Source organism: uncultured Campylobacter sp. (genome assembly GCF_938002845.1).
In the GTDB taxonomy this organism is placed as follows: Bacteria; Campylobacterota; Campylobacteria; order Campylobacterales; family Campylobacteraceae; genus Campylobacter_B.
This window is the reverse complement of record NZ_CALKZP010000053.1, coordinates 19355-37154: the sequence shown is the minus strand read 5'-3', so window position 1 is coordinate 37154 and position 17800 is coordinate 19355. Positions and strand designations below refer to the sequence as shown.

19 protein-coding genes and 1 tRNA gene are annotated in these 17800 nt (G+C 43.8%); 13 read left to right on the top strand and 7 right to left on the bottom strand.

Annotated elements, in window-relative coordinates:
• Window positions 1–106: 106 nt before the first annotated feature.
• The 5 genes from pssA to Q0224_RS09530 all read left to right on the top strand — a co-directional run bounded on the left by pssA (window position 107) and on the right by Q0224_RS09530 (window position 4330).
• Window positions 107–856 carry a CDP-diacylglycerol--serine O-phosphatidyltransferase gene (gene pssA, locus Q0224_RS09550; protein WP_297950897.1) on the top strand — a complete coding sequence of 250 codons (750 nt, stop codon included), beginning with the start codon at window positions 107–109 and terminating at the stop codon, window positions 854–856.
• Window positions 857–940: 84 nt separating this feature from the next.
• On the top strand, window positions 941–2455 hold the full coding sequence (locus tag Q0224_RS09545) for a 2-isopropylmalate synthase (protein WP_297950896.1): 1515 nt from the start codon (window positions 941–943) through the stop codon (window positions 2453–2455).
• 157 nt (window positions 2456–2612) lie between these two features.
• Window positions 2613–2951, top strand: a complete 339-nt coding sequence (atpE, locus tag Q0224_RS09540) for an ATP synthase F0 subunit C (RefSeq protein ID WP_177386747.1) — start codon at window positions 2613–2615, stop codon at window positions 2949–2951.
• A 70-nt stretch (window positions 2952–3021) separates the two neighbouring features.
• A tRNA-Leu gene (locus Q0224_RS09535) sits at window positions 3022–3106 on the top strand.
• 249 nt (window positions 3107–3355) lie between these two features.
• Window positions 3356–4330: a hypothetical protein gene (locus Q0224_RS09530; protein WP_297950894.1), complete on the top strand. Its 975-nt coding sequence runs from the start codon at window positions 3356–3358 to the stop codon at window positions 4328–4330.
• A gap of 5 nt (window positions 4331–4335) precedes the next feature.
• Here Q0224_RS09530 and Q0224_RS09525 read toward each other — a convergent pair whose 3' ends face one another.
• From Q0224_RS09525 to Q0224_RS09515, 3 genes are all read right to left on the bottom strand, one after another.
• Window positions 4336–4515 carry a hypothetical protein gene (locus Q0224_RS09525; RefSeq protein WP_297950892.1) on the bottom strand — a complete coding sequence of 60 codons (180 nt, stop codon included), beginning with the start codon at window positions 4513–4515 and terminating at the stop codon, window positions 4336–4338.
• Window positions 4516–4576: 61 nt separating this feature from the next.
• Window positions 4577–5242 (bottom strand): hypothetical protein, encoded by a 666-nt coding sequence (locus Q0224_RS09520; RefSeq protein WP_297950890.1) that lies wholly within the window; start codon window positions 5240–5242, stop codon window positions 4577–4579.
• A 431-nt stretch (window positions 5243–5673) separates the two neighbouring features.
• The gene (locus tag Q0224_RS09515) at window positions 5674–6720 is read right to left on the bottom strand and encodes a hypothetical protein (protein WP_297950887.1); all 1047 of its coding nucleotides are present in this window, start codon (window positions 6718–6720) and stop codon (window positions 5674–5676) included.
• A gap of 464 nt (window positions 6721–7184) precedes the next feature.
• Here Q0224_RS09515 and Q0224_RS09510 point away from each other — a divergent pair, with 464 nt between their 5' ends.
• The 8 genes from Q0224_RS09510 (at window position 7185) to Q0224_RS09475 (ending at window position 13705) form a co-directional block, all read left to right on the top strand.
• Entirely contained in the window at window positions 7185–8399 is a 1215-nt protein-coding gene (locus Q0224_RS09510; protein WP_297950885.1) for a hypothetical protein, read from the top strand.
• Window positions 8396–10318, top strand: coding sequence for a ribonuclease R family protein (locus tag Q0224_RS09505; protein ID WP_297950883.1), 1923 nt, complete (start codon window positions 8396–8398; stop codon window positions 10316–10318). The genes Q0224_RS09510 and Q0224_RS09505 overlap by 4 nt, the downstream gene beginning before the upstream one ends.
• Window positions 10318–11322, top strand: a complete 1005-nt coding sequence (locus Q0224_RS09500; RefSeq protein WP_297950882.1) for a DNA polymerase III subunit delta — start codon at window positions 10318–10320, stop codon at window positions 11320–11322. Before Q0224_RS09505 ends, Q0224_RS09500 begins: the two co-directional genes overlap by 1 nt.
• Before the next feature lie 84 nt (window positions 11323–11406).
• Window positions 11407–11820, top strand: coding sequence for a 30S ribosomal protein S6 (gene rpsF / locus Q0224_RS09495; protein ID WP_297950880.1), 414 nt, complete (start codon window positions 11407–11409; stop codon window positions 11818–11820).
• 10 nt (window positions 11821–11830) lie between these two features.
• Window positions 11831–12430, top strand: coding sequence for a single-stranded DNA-binding protein (locus Q0224_RS09490; RefSeq protein ID WP_297950878.1), 600 nt, complete (start codon window positions 11831–11833; stop codon window positions 12428–12430).
• A gap of 13 nt (window positions 12431–12443) precedes the next feature.
• On the top strand, window positions 12444–12704 hold the full coding sequence (gene rpsR / locus Q0224_RS09485) for a 30S ribosomal protein S18 (protein WP_295151385.1): 261 nt from the start codon (window positions 12444–12446) through the stop codon (window positions 12702–12704).
• 112 nt (window positions 12705–12816) lie between these two features.
• Window positions 12817–13113 (top strand): hypothetical protein, encoded by a 297-nt coding sequence (locus Q0224_RS09480; protein WP_297950877.1) that lies wholly within the window; start codon window positions 12817–12819, stop codon window positions 13111–13113.
• Window positions 13114–13210: 97 nt separating this feature from the next.
• Window positions 13211–13705, top strand: coding sequence for a hypothetical protein (locus tag Q0224_RS09475; protein WP_297950875.1), 495 nt, complete (start codon window positions 13211–13213; stop codon window positions 13703–13705).
• Window positions 13706–14304: 599 nt separating this feature from the next.
• Here Q0224_RS09475 and Q0224_RS09470 read toward each other — a convergent pair.
• Genes Q0224_RS09470 through tatC form a run of 4 tightly spaced genes read right to left on the bottom strand, consistent with a single transcriptional unit; the run spans window position 14305 to window position 17607 of the window.
• The gene (locus Q0224_RS09470; protein ID WP_297950874.1) at window positions 14305–14757 is read right to left on the bottom strand and encodes a hypothetical protein; all 453 of its coding nucleotides are present in this window, start codon (window positions 14755–14757) and stop codon (window positions 14305–14307) included.
• Between the two features lie 39 nt (window positions 14758–14796).
• Window positions 14797–15834 (bottom strand): hypothetical protein, encoded by a 1038-nt coding sequence (locus tag Q0224_RS09465; RefSeq protein WP_297950872.1) that lies wholly within the window; start codon window positions 15832–15834, stop codon window positions 14797–14799.
• Window positions 15831–16850 (bottom strand): tRNA preQ1(34) S-adenosylmethionine ribosyltransferase-isomerase QueA, encoded by a 1020-nt coding sequence (queA, locus tag Q0224_RS09460; protein WP_297950871.1) that lies wholly within the window; start codon window positions 16848–16850, stop codon window positions 15831–15833. The genes Q0224_RS09465 and queA overlap by 4 nt, the downstream gene beginning before the upstream one ends.
• Window position 16851: 1 nt before the next feature.
• The gene (gene tatC / locus Q0224_RS09455) at window positions 16852–17607 is read right to left on the bottom strand and encodes a twin-arginine translocase subunit TatC (RefSeq protein WP_297950869.1); all 756 of its coding nucleotides are present in this window, start codon (window positions 17605–17607) and stop codon (window positions 16852–16854) included.
• Between the last annotated feature and the right edge of the window lie 193 nt (window positions 17608–17800).

Genomic DNA, 17800 nt, shown 5'->3' with positions numbered 1-17800 from the left:
AAGAACTTAGAGCTAAATTTTAAGGCGATCGCGCTAAAGCGTTTTACGCGCGATCTGCGGCACCGAATGAAAAGCGGTGTAAAAATAAAATTTTAAAGAGTAAGAGATGGAAGAGGAAAAGGGAAAATTAATCTACATATTGCCGAATTTTTTCACGGCGGCAAGTGCTTTTTTGGCGGTTATCAGCATAATTTCTACGATCAAGGGCAACTTCAGCGCCGCGATCTTTTATATCATTTTATCATTGATCTGCGACGGACTTGACGGTCGCGTAGCGAGGCTAACGCATGCTACGTCGAAATTCGGCGTGGAATTTGACAGCCTTGCGGATATTGTGGCTTTCGGCGTCGCGCCGGCGCTGCTATTTTACTGCGCGGTCGGGCACGATTACGGCAAGGTCGGCTCTCTCGTAGCCGCGCTTTACGTGGTTTTCGGCGCGATCAGGCTGGCGCGATTTAACGTCACCACGGGCACCTATGAGCCTAGCGTTTTTATCGGACTGCCGATTCCTACGGCAGCGATTACGATGGCGTTTTGGATCGGAATTTATCTAAAATATGAGCTCTCTAAAGGTTTTGGAGTACTTTTGATCATCGCAATGGCGGCGCTATCGTTTTTGATGGTAAGCAATATCCGCTTTCCGAGCTTTAAAAAGATCAGCCTAAAACGTCCCAATGCGATTAAAATTTTAGTGCTTCTAATCGTCGTATTTTTCTCGCTTTTATATCTTTTCAGGCTGGAATTTCCGGCGGTGCTTACTTTGGTTTATATCGTTTACGGTTTGGTTCGCGGAGCTTTAAATTTAAGCGCGGCTAAATTTCATAAAAAAGACAAACCCGAGGAAACGGCGAAATAATCTCAAATATGTTTATCGCCGCGATTGTTTTAAGTTTGCGCGGCTATAATTTTGCCAAATTTTAACCCTTTGAAAGGATTTGTAATGGACAAAAATAAAATCATAATCTTCGATACGACGCTTCGTGACGGCGAGCAAAGCCCCGGAGCGTCGATGAATACGGACGAAAAGATCCATCTTGCGTTGCAGCTTGAAAAGCTGGGCGTAGATGTTATCGAGGCTGGCTTTGCGGCGGCGAGCCCCGGGGATTTTGACGCGATAGAAAAGATCGCTAGCGCCGTTAGCAAGGCTCGCGTCTGTTCGCTTGCGCGCGCTTTAGAAAAAGACATCAAGGCCGCAGGCGAAGCGATAAAGGGCGCAAAGCTCGGGCGCATCCACACCTTCATCGCCACAAGCCCCATCCATATGGAATTTAAACTCAAAATGCAGCCGCAAGAGGTCATAAAGCGCGCCGTAGAGTCTGTGCAATACGCCAAAAGCCTATGCGATGACGTGGAGTTTAGTTGCGAGGATGCGTGCAGAAGCGATATGGGTTTTTTAAAAGAGATTTGCGACGCCGCGATAAGCGCAGGGGCCTCCACCATAAATATCCCCGATACGGTGGGCTATCTCTATCCGGATGAGATCACTGCGCGCATAGGCGAGATCGTTAAGCTTATCGACGGGCGCGCCGTAGTTTCGGTGCACAATCACAACGACTTGGGAATGGCTACCGTAAATTCCTTAGCCGCTATCTTGGCAGGAGCCAGACAGGTCGAGTGCACGATAAACGGTATCGGCGAGCGCGCGGGCAACGCGGCGCTGGAGGAGATCGTAATGGCGATCAAGACGCGCAAAGATAAATTTGCGCCGCTTTATACCGATATAAATTTGAAAGAAATTTATCCATCCAGCCGCCTAGTCGCGAGCATTACCGGCATCGAGCCGCAACCCAATAAAGCGATCGTGGGCAAAAACGCCTTCGCGCATGAAAGCGGCATCCATCAAGACGGCGTGTTAAAGCACAAAGAAACCTACGAAATCATGCACGCCGAGGATATCGGGCTTGATAAAAACTCGCTCGTGCTGGGCAAACACAGCGGCCGTCACGCCTTCAAAGACAAGCTGGTATCTTTGGGCTATGAGCTTAGTAATGAGCAGATTGAGATCGCGTTTAATAAATTTAAAGCGCTTGCAGATAGCAAAAAGGACGTTTTCGACGAGGATATTAGAGAGCTCGTAAACGATGAGTTCGTGGGAGCCGAAAAGACCTACGAAGTGCTGGTTTTAAGCTCCAATAGCTGCAACAAAGGACACGCTAGCACCGCGCTTACGCTAAGATATAAGGATGAAATTTTAAGCGATAGTGCGCTTGGAAACGGCGGTGTGGATGCGATATTTAAGGCGATAGACCGCATTAGCGGCATCAGCGGTAGCCTGAAGGAGTATCAAGTAAAAGCAGTCTCGCAGGGCAAAGACGCGCTGGCAAAAGTAACCGTCAAGGTGGAATTTGCGGGCGAGGGCGCCATCATCGGCAGAGGACTTGACGTAGATACGATGCTAGCGTCCGCAAAGGCCTACGTTGCGGCGCTAAATACATATTTGGACGCTAAACGTTAAGATGTTGGCGTGTACGGCGGGATTTGTTAAATTTAACGCAAATTCCGCCAGATTAAACAAATCAAAAGCAAAATTTTAATAATATTTCACACTTAAAACGTTGGAGTAGGGGGTATTGAGCCGAAACTCGTTTTAAAATTTATTTATGGAGACTTTTATGAAAAAAGTTCTTGTATTGTTATTTGCGCTTTGCGGCGCGGCTTTCGCTAGCGAGCAGCTAAGTGCTTACACTCAGATCGTTTCTTTTTCTGCAATTACCGTTGCAGTTGTTTTAGGTCTAGCCGCTTTGGGTGGCGCGTTAGGTATGGGAAATGCCGCTAGCGCGACACTTAACGGCATCGCTAGAAATCCGAGCGTAGCTAGCAAGCTATCGAATACGATGTATATTTCGCTAGCGATGATCGAAGCGCAGGTTATCTATGCATTAGTTATTTCATTTATCTTGCTTTTCGTAAATCCTTTTTTGACAGCGGGTTTAAAGGCTGCTGCAAATTAATACTAAGCCCGAGAAATCGGGCTTTAAAATTATATAATTCAAGGCTTGAGATTAAGCTTTAAAAATTTATGCGACCGTGGTGGAATTGGTAGACACGCTATCTTGAGGGGGTAGTGCCGCAAGGTGTACGAGTTCAAATCTCGTCGGTCGCACCATCTATCAAAATTTTCCCTATTTTTTAGTTTTTTTGAATTTTTAGATAATTTTTTAAGCTCTATTTTTGGGAATTTTAAAATTACTCTTAAAAAATTCTTAATACTTAAAATCATCGATTCACATATATATTTTAAGAAAAACTACTGTATATTAAAAAATTGTATAGTAGCTTTTTCTACGCTCCCGCCTTGTTAATCCTTTGAGGAAATTCTATAATCTGCCTAAAATTACTATATAAAGGAAGAAAGATGACAGAAGTTTTTACCAAAATTAAGGATAATCCAATTTTTAAATCAGATCCTGATAAAGTAGTCAGGAATTTTATCTTGCCGCAATATAAGCGCACTATGGTCGAAGTATTGGATGATTTTATAGCCGTTAAATTTTATAGCTCTCTAGCTAGAGACGGAACAGTTAAAACACACAGGCACTATCACTATACGCAAGGCGGCAAGCTAATCAAAGTTCTAGGCAATGCCGACGAAATAACATTAGAAGGGGCTAGAATATTGTTAAAAAAATTGATATCAAATGGCCATATTAATGGTGTGGTGGCTCCAAAGAATACGCTAGCGAGTGTTTTTAAAATTTACTGTGAATATAACGCTTTCGCCGAAAGAACGTTAAGGAAATTACGATTTAGATTTCAATCGAGGCTAAAGTACGTTAGCGATAAGGATATCGGCAAGATTACCAAAAAAGAAATAATGCAGATGCTAGACCCCATTTATAAAAATAAGAAATATGCACTTCTAAAAGATCTGTTCTATTTTATTCGTTCTTTATTTAGGTTTGCACGAGATAGAGGTATTACCGACAATATTTTATTTTGCGATACGCAATTAAAGAACCTATATAAGATACCTAAATCCGGGGGCTATTCGTATATTTCCGCGAATGCGGATTTGAGATTGTTGATAAAATATATCATGAGCTATCCTCATCAAATAGGCGTTAAGAATGCTTTAATCTTTGGACTACTTACCGGGCTAAGAAGCTCAAATGTAAGAAATTTAACCCACGCGCATTTAAAGGTGGACGATGACGGAGAATATTACTTACTATTCCCGCAGGATGAAAATAAAGTGAAAGCTAATGGTGATGAATATCTGGGTCTTCCAAAGGAGGTAGGTGAGTGGCTAGAGAGCATAAAAACAAAGTCTCCTTTATCTTTTGTGAATACAGAGGGAAATGTTTTGAGTGAGGCGACGCTTGCTTGTTAAGGCTCTTAGCCAATACCTAATGCTATAGCGCCACCAGCCGCATCAACGATAGGAATAACCATATTTAGCCCACCTGATTTGATTTTTACATAGTTATCAAAAACCTTGACATTATCAGGGTCGGCTAAAACATTTACAGGAATTCCTTTTATGAAATCGATTGTATCCGAAGTAGGCTTTGACATACCAAGCAACACCTTGACTTGAATTGTTAGAAGTATTGTTATCTTCTGACATAATTTTCTCCTATTTATAGAATTTGTAGTTTTTATCTAAATTTTCGATTTGTAAATTAAAATTTTGCAATAAATACTCATTTACTAGTTTATAGTCTTGCTTTGTCATCAAATAGACATTTACAGCATTTTTTTGATTGTCACAAAAAACTATGGTGCAAAATAGTATAAATTTATAATCTTTGTTAATTAATAAAGCAACTAATTTTGCTAAACAAGCAAGTAAATTTGATAAAATCAAAAAAAATCCCGCAATAACAAAACCAAATAGTACAAAAATTTTTTGAACCGAGTTATCTGGTATCTTACCAATCATAGGATAAATACTTTTTTTAACCCAAACAATATTTTGTTTTGCTACCGTCGTATCTCGTTTATCCCAATAAACTTTATCATTATATAAATATACTTTCTCAGGCTTTCTAAGTTTTCTAGTGAAATCAATAAAAGCCCAAATATTAACTATCGGAAACGATATAACACAACTACTAAATCTTGGATTTCTCATTTCATTTTTTAAAATTTCAAAAAACTCGCCACTATTCCAATCGACAACACCAGTAAAAAATACAATATAAATCATTATAGTGTTACATACAAGTAAAAATGTAAAACCATACATTATCATTATAAAGTTATTTTTAATGATGAGTGGAGCTTTATCATAATCTCTCATTTTAATCCTTTTTAAAAAATTTCTCTCATTGCAAGAATTTATTTAAATTCCCACAATGCCCACAACCTTGTAATTGCGAGACCACGAAGTGGTCGAAACAATCCAGCAATGAGGCGTTTTGAATTTGCAAATTCGCCTTAATAAACGGTTTCTCCGTTTTGCAACGACATTTTAATGCAAAATTCAAATCTCGTCAGTATCGTTTGATACTGAATTTATTAAATTTACAAATTTAAACTTACTTTACAAATTCACACAATTAGTAAATTTAAATTTGCAAATTTAATATTTGGATCTGTTTGATCTGAATTAGCCCTCAGTTAAATCCAAAATCCATGGCAGTCTTTTTTATACCACAGCTTGTTAATTGTTCAATCCCCTATACCCCGCCCATGCTAGCTCTGCATATGTTTTTAGCGCCTCAAACTTTCTCATTTTCTATCCTTTCTGAAGAATTCTTCTATCATCTTTTGATTACATATATCCAAATACTTCTCCCTGCCGCTATCGCAAGATATCCCGTATCCTCTCGACTCGCTTCCAAAAGCCTTTATAAAGCTTTCGCCTAACGCTCCTTGGTATCTTACGTTTTCGTATATATTATCGGCTAGTATCCTGCCCGTTTTTCTATCTTTTATGATTCCGCCGTAGTTAAAGCTTAGACCGATTAGGTCGTCAAGAAAGGTTTTGATATTTGGTGCCGGCTCTATGCGCCAGTCCGTCATCCTATTTTCTTTTTCCAATACCAACTCTATATCGGCTATCTCATCTTCATTGATTTCTTTACGAGCTACGCATTTGTCTTTGTAAATTTGCTTGAGATCTTTCATATTGTATTTTATGTAGCTTAATATTTTAGACGGTTTTATATCTATCGTCGAGGCATTTCTATCATCAAGTAATGATTTTATCTCTCTGATTATTTTATCCTCGCTTTCATGATTTGATTGTAGTTGATTAAAAAATATATTTAATTCTTCATACGTTATCGGGATACTCTTTAAAAAGCCTCTTGTGCTTAACTTGGCTGATAAAAAGCACTCTTGTGCGGTATAGTCATCCAGATAAATTCTAAAATATTTACCGTTTGTGACAGGATTTTCGCTTTTTTCTTTATAATCTATGAAATTTACGTAGCCGTTTATCAAAGATATGAAATTCGCATCGGTCGTATTTGCAGGGAAATTTAGCCAATTGGTTGGATCTATCAAAGGAAAACCGCTTATATTCCATTCGACTATTTCTCTTTCTCCGGCATAGTAAGCGTGTATGGCGGGCTTTTCATAGACGTTTATCTTGGCATATTTAAAATCATAATAGGCCATAATTGCTTTAAGTACGACAATATCCCCGAAAAACACCATAAACCAAACAAAAAGCCAAAGCAGTTTGCGTTTGCCTTTAGGGGCGATTAGGGCGACAAAAAAGCTTATGGTAAAAAAAGCGGGTATTATGAAAAGAAATACTATACTGCGCATATCTAACCTTTATAAAAATACATATGCAAATTTGTAAAGCCCAAAAAGCTTCTTTAGTAGCAATATTTTATTGCTCTATATCTTAGCTCGTCATTAAATTTCATATAAATTCAAGTAGATGAATTTATATGGAATTTTAAAAACTAGCTTGAGTATCTTAAAGTTATTTTCGGTTTTTAAGTCTTTTTGGCTCTTCAAACTTCTGTTTTAATCAAGCTCTTTATAAACGGAATTTCGATGCATTCTATACGAAAGGGGATTAAAATTTTATAAAACAGCGCTTGAAATTTTGGTTTTGCTGCCGCGACAAAGGGGTGGGTTGATCCGCTTTTTTGGCATAAAAAAAGCGCTTAAAAGCCTCGTGAGCCGAGGTGGAATTTGGACGCAACGGCGGCGTTTTGCTTTGCAATTTGAGTTAAAATTTGATATGATTGTGCGAAATTTATATTGAACGGCTTTTTAAAATGAATAAATTTATAACCCAAAAAATAGGCGCTCTTGCGGGCTTTAGCGATGAAATTTTAAAAATTTTAGCATCGTTTGACGCGGATGTTTCGGATGTCAGGCTCGCTCTGCAAATTTCAAAAAACGCTCCCCTCGCGGATAAAATTTTAGATTTAGCCTTTTGCGGTTTGTCTAAATTTAGCGCCGAAGAGCTCGCGCGGCAAAATTTCGGTGCCGCGGATGAGCAGTGCGATCTCCAAAGCATAGGGCCTATGAGGCGTGGTTTGCAAGATGCCGCGAGTGAGCAAAAAAGCGCAGACTTAGCAGGGCAGGGCGATAGTCCTAAATTTAATCACTCAAATGACGCAAACGGCGCGAACTGCAGCGACGAGAATTTTAAATTTAACCCCTCGCAGGCCGCGAGCGATACGCAGCGGCAAAATCAGCATGCCGCTGCGAAAGCCGATTGCGCGCTAGGTTCGAGTATCTCTACGCGAGCCGCACAAACGCAACAGCAAGAACGAGAGCAGGAGCAGGGGCAAGCGCAGCAGCAAAAACAGGAGCAAGAATGGGGCAGAGCGCAGGAGCAGGGACAAGAGCAGGGCGCCGCGGCACTAAAGACGTTAAATTTACAGCGAGCGTTTGAGCTTTATGGGCGCGAGCAGATGCGGGCGTTTTTTCTATTCGCAGTATTCGACGAGATGCTAAAGCCGGATTTGCAGGCGTATCGCATCGATCGCGAAAAGCTCACGCAGGTCTCGCTACTGCGAAATCTGCTTATGTTTTCGTGGATCAAATCCTACCCGCAGATTGAGCAAAGTATCCTCTCAAGCGTGATTTTAGTGGAGTTTGGGCGAGTTTTTATCGACGAGCAGGTGTGCGCTGCGGGCAAGGCGGAGGAATTTTACCATGCCATCAAGGGTTCGATCTTTCCGCAGGATTTTACCGATGTGGAGATGAAATTTTGCGGTACGAACCGCGAGAGCGTCTCGCACGCGCTATTTGCGCATTTTGGGCTAGAGCAGATCGCGCAGGACGTGCTGTATTCAAACGCCCCGGATGACGCGCCTTTTGAGAACAAATCCCGCTACGCGATGCTAAAAATCGCCAAAACTGCGGTCAATATCTACCATCACTTCGACGAGCTTAGCATCGACAACGCTTTGAATTTACTAGTCGAGTTCGGCTTCGAGCAGGAAGCGTTTTTAGAGGCGAAAGGTGAAATTTCGATATGAAAGAGTTCCTGCGCGCCTTCAACTCGGGCGTATCTGAAAAAGATCTTAGCGGCGAGCAAAAGGAGCTCGTGCGCAACCTCCTAAATATCGGCGCTATCAGCGCGCACAAGGGCAAGCTCTATCTGAACGACGGCTATGTTTTCGGCAGACTCGACATCGCGCGCGACGGAACAGGCTATCTGCAAAGCTTCGACGATCGCTTCAAGGCAGATCTCATCATCGAAAACAGATATCTAAGTGGCGTGCATCTGGGCGATCTGATCCTAACAAAAATTTTAAGCTCAAGAAAGTCCCGCCTGCACGCAAAGGTGCTGATGTGCGTCAAGCCCGCGTTTTTAACGAGCGTGGTTTATACTAAAAGCTTCGGGCGCGAAATTTTAGGCGTAAACGTCAAAACCGGTCTCGCAAATCCGCTCAAAGCCACGCAAAAATCGCTAAAGCAACTGCCGCTAAACACCCTTTTAAAGATCGATAATCTAACGAACGAGATCACCGAGGTGATCGGAAACTTGGCCGATCCCTTCGTCGATGAAAAAATTTCTTTAGCGATCTACGATAAAAACGACGAATTTAACGAAGCGTGCAAGCAGCAAGCCGCGAGCTTCGGCAGCGAAGTGGACGGGGCGCTATATCCGCAGCGCGTGGATTTGCAGCATCTGCCCTTTTGCACCATCGATCCTATCGACGCCAAGGACTTCGACGATGCGATCTATTTTGACGTAAAAGAGCGCACGCTTTACGTCGCGATCGCCGACGTGAGCGAATACGTAAGCGAATACTCGCCGATCGATAAGGAGGCGAAATTTCGCGGCTTTTCGATCTACTTCCCGCACCGATCCGTGCCGATGCTACCGCGCGAGCTTAGCGAAAACATCTGCTCGTTGATGCCAGATCTGCCGAGACTGGCCTTTGTTTTTAAGATCGCTTTAGATGAAAATTTAAACCCGCAAAAAGAGGAGCTTTTCGAAGCGATCATAAGATCAAAACGCCGCTACAATTACGACGAGGTCGATGAAATTTTACGCACCCGCAAGGCGTGCGAGCCCGAAATTTTAAGCTGGCTCTTGCCGCTTAATGAAATTTGCGAGCGCCTGCGCCGCGCGAGGCTGAAGCGCGGATTTGATTTCCGCACCAAGGAACTTCGCATCACGCTTGATGAGCGCGGCCTAATAAGCTCCACCCGCTTCGAGACCGACACTCCGTCGCACAAGCTCATCGAGGATTGTATGCTGCTAGCCAACAAAGCCGCTGCGGCGCGCATCGAGCGGGGCGTTTTTAGAAATCACGGCTCGGCGGAGCTTAAAAAAATTTACGCTCTGCTTGACGATCTGGCGCTGTTCGGCATCGACGCGCCGTATCAGAGCAATCTTGCTAAGATGATCGGCGAAATCCAAGCGCAAGCCGATGCTATGGGGATACGCGAGGAGATCGATAAGCTCATCATCAAGGCTCAAAAGCGCGCCGAGTATGCGTCCGAATCGCGCGGGCATTTCGGACTCGGATTTGATAACTACACGCACTTCACAAGCCCGATCAGGCGCTATTCCGATCTCATTTTGCACCGCTTGCTAAAGGCGCAGATGAGGGGGGATGAGAAATTTTATAATTACCTGCTTTTAAACATCGACGCTACGTGCGCGAGGCTAAACGAGCTCGAGCGCGAAGCGGATAAGGTTGCATTTGATTTTATGGACCGAAAATTTGCGCGCTGGGCCGCAGAAAATTTAGGCAAAAAATTCCGCTGCTATATCGACGAAAACGGAAATTCCGTCACCGCAAAGCTAGACGACAAACTAAAGGGGGCTAAAATTTTGGTTTCAAATTTCGCCGGCGACATTTTAACTCCCGTGCTAGTCGAGCTTACGGACGCAAATATCGCTAGCGGAGTGATTTTAGGCAGGGTGGTAAAGAAGATCTGATGTATAGAAAAGAATTTGACGGGCTTATAGCAAGCGGCAGGGTGCCTAATTTCGTGCTTTTGCGCGGCGGAGACGATTTTTCAAACGAGCTTTACGCGCAGCGCCTGAAGCAAATTTACGCCTCGGAAAATTTTTTGAGTTTGTATTTTTTGGAGTATGATTTTGAGCAGGCGCGGAGCTTCTTGGAGCCCTCGCTTTTCGGCGGCAGCAACACGCTTCACATCAAAACTGCCTCGCTTATCAAAAAGGAGGAGCTGCGAAGGCTCATCGCGCTGTGTAAGTCGGACGCGAATAACCATCTGATCTACGAGCTAAACGATAGCGAAATTTCTGTAAGCGCGGATTTTATCAAAGAATTTGAACGAAACGAAGTGAGGTTTTTCAAACCCTCGGGCGTAAACGAAGCCATAGCGCTACTTGCGCAAAAATGCGAGATGTGCGGGCTTTTTGCAAACACTGCCGCGCTTAGCAGGATCTACGCCATCCACAACGAAAGCCTGAGTCTGAGCGCGAGCGAGATAGAAAAATTTGCAAGTCTGGGACTTGAGCTTAGCCTGCAAAACGTAAATTTGATGGTTTATGGGCTCAGTGAGGTAAGCTACGACGAGCTTTTCGATAAAATTTTTGGACTAAGCGACTTTCGCGTAGATTTTTACAAAATGGCTCTGGGCGGCGGATACAACGAGATGGAGCTGATAAATTATTTCTACCGCTTGATTTATAGAATTTTTCGCCTGCATGCTTACGTGAAAATAAGCGGCAGATTTGATTTTAAGGCGGTTTTAGGCTATCAGCCGCCACCTTCCGTAGCCGCACAGATGCAGCGCTACGCCACCAGCTTTTCAACGCGGACGTTTTATAAAATTTTTGCCCACTTAAACGATTTGGAATTTGAACTCAAAAGCGAAAAAAACGTAGCGAAGGACGAGCTTTTGCTTGCATCGTTTTTGAGGTTGCAGCGCATGCTGCTAAGTTCGCTCGGGCAAAAAGCAAATATTAAGTGAAATTTTAGTAATATCCCTTCGCATTTTTTGCAAAATCCTTGCCCGCAGACGCTGTTTGCGAGCTAAAATCCATAAGGAGAATTTATGAGAAACTACGAGGTTTTATTCATCGTTAAGCCCACGCTTACCGACGATGAAGTTAAAACAAAAGTCGATTTCGTCAAAGAAATCATAACCAAAAATGGCGGAGAGATCGCTTCCGTGATCGAAATGGGCGCTAGAAAGCTTGCCTATAAGATCGACAAATATGAGCGCGGAGTTTATTTCGTAATCTATTTTAAAGCCGAACCGAGTTTGATCTCCGAACTTGTTAGAAATCTGCGTATCACCGAAGATATCATTAGATTTTTGACCGTCAAATATGAGACTAAGCGTGAAATTTCCGCTTGGGACAAGCTAAGCAAAGGTATCAAGCTAAGCCCTGCAAAAAAAGAGCGCGAGCCAAAAGCGCCGGCAGAGCCAAAAGAGCCTGAAGAAGCAGCCAAAGAGGGCGAATAAAGGATAAAATATGTTCAATAAAGTAGTTTTGGTAGGTAATTTGACCCGAGATATCGAGCTTAGATATCTGCAAACGGGCACCGCCGTAGGTAAAACCGGCATCGCCGTCACGCGCAGATACAATAGCTCAAACGGCGAGAAACGCGAAGAGACATGCTTTATAGACATAGATTTTTTCGGTCGCACGGCCGAGATCGCAAACCAATACTTGCGAAAAGGCAGTAAAATTTTGATCGAAGGCCGCTTAAAGCTAGATCAGTGGCAAGATCAGAACGGACAGAACCGAAGCAAGCACTCCATTAGCGTAGATACGATGGAGATGCTAGGAAGCAATCAAGGTGGAAGCGGCAGCTATAATCAAGGCGGTAATTACGAGGGCGGCAATTATGGCGGAAGCTCCGGCGGCTACGGCGGAGGAAATTCTAACTATAGCGGCGGTAATTACGGCGGCGGAAATAGCTATGCTAACAGACAAAACTCAAATTCAAGAGGCGCAAAAAACGATTATAACGCGCCTAAACAAAAAGAGCAGAGTTACGAAAGCACGATTCCGGAAGTCGACGTCGATGCCGATAAATACGATGACGGCAACGACACGATCCCATTTTAATTAAGGAAAAATCATGGCAGATAAGAGAAAATATACTAGGAAGTATTGCAAATTTACGGAGGCGAAGATCGAATTTATCGATTATAAGGACACGGCGCTGCTAAAGCACTGCCTAAGCGAGCGCTTTAAGATTATGCCGCGTCGCTTAACCGGCACCAGTAAAAAATACCAAGAGATGGTAGAAAAGGCTATCAAGCGCGCGCGCCAAGCAGCCCTTATACCTTATATCGTCGATCGCAAAGACGTGGTCGTAAATCCATTCGAAAATCTTTAAATTTTAGCGGCGTAGAGCCGCTAAAATTCCTACTTTTTAAATCCAATTTTTAAAATTTTTAAGCCTGTTCTTATATATATAATTTCATCCATATTTTTTCAAAGGAGAAATTATGGCAGAGAATGAACAAGAGGAATATTTGGAATGTCCTTTTTGCGGCAAAGACGACATCAAATACGGTGCGGTCGTATGTAGCGGATGTCAGGCGGAGATATCTTATCGCAGGTCGTGGATAGGAACACTCTTTTTTTCTATACTCTGGCTCTTTTTTGGAACGGCTTTTGCTAAAGACTATACTACTTTATTAATTATCGTCTGGGTTATTGGCATATTGGCCTTTATAGGTGCTTTAGCGGCGGCGCGAGATCACAGTCCGCGATTTCATAGGACTATGAAGCACGTTAAATAGTCTATATTCCGCCGTTCACTGGCGGAGAAATTTTGTAATTCTCCGATTAAATTTAAATTTTGGAGAATTACATTACTTAAATTTTAAAAGATAGATTATGAATTTTTTCCTAGGCTTCCTTGCTGGTAGCGGTGCTTTTGATGGGCTTGCAGCTGCGGTTATCGTTTTTGGCGTCATAGCCATTTTGGGTGGTTTTAATGCCGTTATAGCTTCCATTCCTGCTTTTATAGTGTTTTGCGTTGCAAAGGCATTTTTAGAAGGCTTGACTTCTAACGTAAATAATAGATTTGTTACCCTTGTCGTTCCGATCGCTGGAGCTTTAGTGCTAGCATACTTTACGGCTGATGCTGTTTATAAAAGTGAGCAGGCAAAGGATGCTGAGCGCGAAGTGCAGAAGCAACAAAATATGACGCAGCAAGATAAAGTCTATTATATCCAACGTAGTTTGATGTTTAGCGGCTACGGCGTGACAATCGACGGTAGGTGGGGCAAAAAGACCATGCGAGCGGCGCAGAAATATTCGGGCTCGTCCGCAACCTCGATCGACGAGCTTTATGAGGCGATCAGGGCTAAAAAAGAGGGCAGAAGATAAAATTTAAATCGCGAACAAAGTTCGTCTGGCTAAATTTTAAAATTTGCTGGTTTGTTTATATCTATTATCGGGCGCACCTTTAAATGCAACGTAGTGATTTCCAAAATTCTTTAGATTCGCTTGGAAGTTTAAATTTTAATATGATTTGAATGCTTTAAGGGCAGAAGGAAATCTGCTTGCATATGATGTCCAGAACTTAAATTTAGAGATTTTGCCTTAGAAGGTTTGGCGAATGACACTGTCGCCGAATGATTCTGGCTTAAATTTAGCGGATTTCAACTACAAGCGCAGCGAAATTTACGTTACTTTGTGCCTTTTCTAAAAGCATAATGCCTCAGCACTCGAGCGAGCAAAATTTTATCTCACATCGCTACGCTTTGACCTGAAGTACGCGACACATTCTAAGTCACGAAAAACTAAAATTCTTATACCTCCGAAGCTCACATCGTTTGTCAAAAGCTCGTGTCTAAATCAAAATCCATACCTCCCAAAACTTCGCTAGCTAATATTTTTAATTTTGGATTGTAAATGAGATAAATACCGAGGCGGCAATCTTTAGTGGATGAAATTTATACGTAAAAAACCGAGGTTTGGATTTACTATGAAAGTTTCAATTTCTTAAACTCGCGGCTATATTTTCTTTGCGAAATCGCGTTAAATTTAAGGCTATCTATATTGGAGAAATTAACGGCGTATTCCTTCAGACAGGCAAGGATGAAAGAGAAGCGGTAATTGCCATTTTCGTAAAATATCTCGCTCGTTATTATTTCGCCGGGCGCCACGCCGCATCTTTGATCCGAGCTCATAACGCATTTTAGTTCATAATATCCATTTTGCAAATCTCCGATGTAAAATTTCAAATGCAACTTTTCATTGATTTGCTTTTTGGGTAGCAATAGTGCATCGTTGAAGCTTATACCCGCAAAAATTCTTTCTAGCGTATGCATATTTTTATGCAGCCCTGCTAAATACTCCTCGTACCGCCGCTGCCTTAAGGCATATTCGCTATCTTTTATATTGCCCTTGATCCAATCTAAGTCAAAATATAGCACTTCAATCTCTTCGGTTTTAAATTTATCGCTGCCTGTTCGCTACAGCCCCAAGAAATTCTCATCGTTTTTGATCTTTTCGATGATGTCGAGCGTGGCGTAAAATTCGTCGTAGAAATATGGCATCTCGAGCTTGAAAAATTTAAAGCTTAGCCCCTCCAGCACCTTGAGCGAGTGTTTATTTTTAAGCAAAAATATGAAAAATACCCCATCTTTTTCCAGCGCGTTGAGGTAGTTTATTTCGCTTATATTTGCGCGCAGGATCTCGGCGTCGAGGATGACGACGTCGGCTACGTAGATGAAGTCGTTTAGGTGCCTCTTTGCGCTCTCCCAGTTGGAGTTTGGCATCACGTCGCAACCAAGCTCGCTCAAAAAATCTCTCAGCTCCTCAAAGATCGCGCGGTTTTTATGCGTGATTATGACGTTGTAGTCGTATTTTTTGGCGCTAAAGCTCTGCTGCGCGAAGCAACTAAGCACAGCATCCATTTTGATAAAGGTTCCGCGCCCGTCGGCTCCAATACTCGGATGCGAACCGAGTGCACGCAAATGGGTCTGCGCCGAAGTAAGATACTCATCATCCGTGCTAGCGGCGCTTTCTAGTGCACCTTTGAGCGCATAGGTACGCGGATCCTTTAGCTCGCGATCGATGCCTACGCGAACGTCGAGCTTGATAGAGCTCATATTCGCTCTAAGTTCCTTGCTACTAAATTCCACGCTCACGCAGATCGGCTCGGCGATGTTTTGCAGAAAAAACTCGCACGCGTCAAATACCGCGCTAGTGAGATTTAGCACTTCGCCGCCGTAAATGCGCGGTAGCTGCGGCGGGAAGCTAAGATAGAGCGTGCTATCGTATTTCGTGCACTCCTCAAATAAAATTTCGCTTTGGAATTTTAAAATTTTTAAAATATCGATCTGCGCGATATCCTCGCGTCTAGGCACGACGGAATCGCTTTCTTTGGCTTTAGGCGCAGCGGAGAAAATTTTGCCGCTTACGGCGGGCTTTTTAGCAAAAAGTTTTCTTGCCGCAAAGCCTGCCGTCGCAGCCAATATTGCTAGCGCGCCTAAAACCACGGCTTTCATAGCACAAGCATCCCATCGCCATAGGAGTAGAAGCGGTATCTTTGCTCCACTGCGATGCGGTAGAGCTCAAGCGTGCGCTCAAGACCGATGAAGCTCGCTACGAGCATTATCAGCGTGGATTTTGGTAGGTGAAAGTTCGTAAGCAAAAAATTCTGTCTTATCGGCGGGTTGCCTGGGTGCAAAAACAGCTCACAGACTCCGCTGCTTTGCCCGTTACGTGCAAAATTTTCGATCGTTCTCGTAACGGTCGTACCCACGCCTAAAATTTTTCGCTCGCTTTTTAGGATTTGCGCGGTCTGCGGCGGGATGGAGTATAGCTCGCCGTGCATTTTGTGATCGCGCAGATCCGCTACTTCCACGGGCTTGAAGGTACCCGCGCCTACGTGCAGCGTGATGAAGTGGATCTCATGATTTTGACGCAAATCCGCAATCATCTCGCTATCAAAATGCAAGCTCGCGGTGGGTGCGGCGACGGCGCCTTGCTCGCGCGCGAAGATGCTTTGATACCAGCTTTCGTCCTGCTTGGTATCGGTGCGCTTGATATACGGTGGCAGTGGCACATGGCCGATACGTTCGCAAATTTCAAAAACATCATGGGTGTTTAAAGCTTCGCCGCCCTGCTCAAACTGCACGATGCGAAGCCCGCCTTCCATCAGCTCGCAAACGCGCGCTTCAAGACCGCTTTGAAATTTTAATTCGCTGCCTACTTTGACGCTGCCGCGAATATAGGCGCTAAATTTATTGCCCTCAAGCGGCGAATTTAACAGAAGCTCGATCTTGCCGCCGCTGTTTTTATGACCGAAGAGGCGCGCCTTGATTACCCGCGTGTCGTTGAAAATAATATCGCAGGGCGGCAGGGCGTCCGCCAGATCGCCGAAGTGCGCGTGAGTAATCTGCTCTTTAGCGCGGTCATAGATCAGCAGGCGCGCGCTTTGTTTGGGCATCACGGGCGCGCTTGCGATGAGCTCGCTAGGAAGCTCGTAATCGTAGCTGCCAACTAAATTTAGATCCGCCATCTCACGCCTGCGCTACGTCCGTGGAATTTTCGCTTTCGTCATCCTCGGGCTTATACGGATTTATCATTTTGGCGATAAAGATCGAAAGCAGATAAAGCGCAATTAGCGGAGTTGCGAGCATAAACTGACTAAGCACGTCCGGCGGCGTCATGACCGCTGCAAAGATGAAAATAATGACGATTGCGTAGCGGAAAAAATCGCTCAGGCTTTTGTTTGTCACAAGCCCGATCTTGGCGAGAAAAAAGGTCACCACCGGAAGCTCGAAGCTGATGCCGAATGCGACGACGAGCTTAGCGAAAAAGCCTACATATTCGCCGATCGTAGGCATCGCAGTAAATTGCTTGGCGCCAAAATTTACCAAGAAATTAAATGCGACTGGGATTACGAAAAAATAGCAAAACGCCGCGCCCAAAAAGAACATAATGCTCGCGCCACTAACGAAGGGAATGACGTATTTTTTCTCGTTATCGTAAAGTCCAGGCGCTACGAAAAGCCACGCCTGCCAGAAAATTATCGGCATTGCTAGAAGTAACGAGGTGAAAAACGATACCTTCATCGCAGTAAAAAACGTTTCGCCAAGCTGGGTAAAGATGATCTCGCTGCCTTTGGGAAGTACGCGCACTAGCGGGCGCGTCATGAGACCCAGGATCTGCTCCCAAAAGCCGAAGCAAACGACGAAAAGGACGATGACGGAAAGCACGGAGATAACCAGGCGCTTGCGAAGCTCGGCTAGATGGGGTTTTAGCTCTTCAAACATTAAATTTCTCTCTCATTATGATTTTTGCGTGTCGTTATTTTGCGCGCCGTTTTTCGCTTCGCTACTTGCGTTCGTATTTTGCGCGGAATTTTCCGCGCCGCCGCTTGCGCTCGGCATGGAATTTTCGCCTTTGTTTTCAGCGCCAGAATTCGCACTTTTGCTTTCAACGCCGGAATTCATTGCGCTGCCGGCG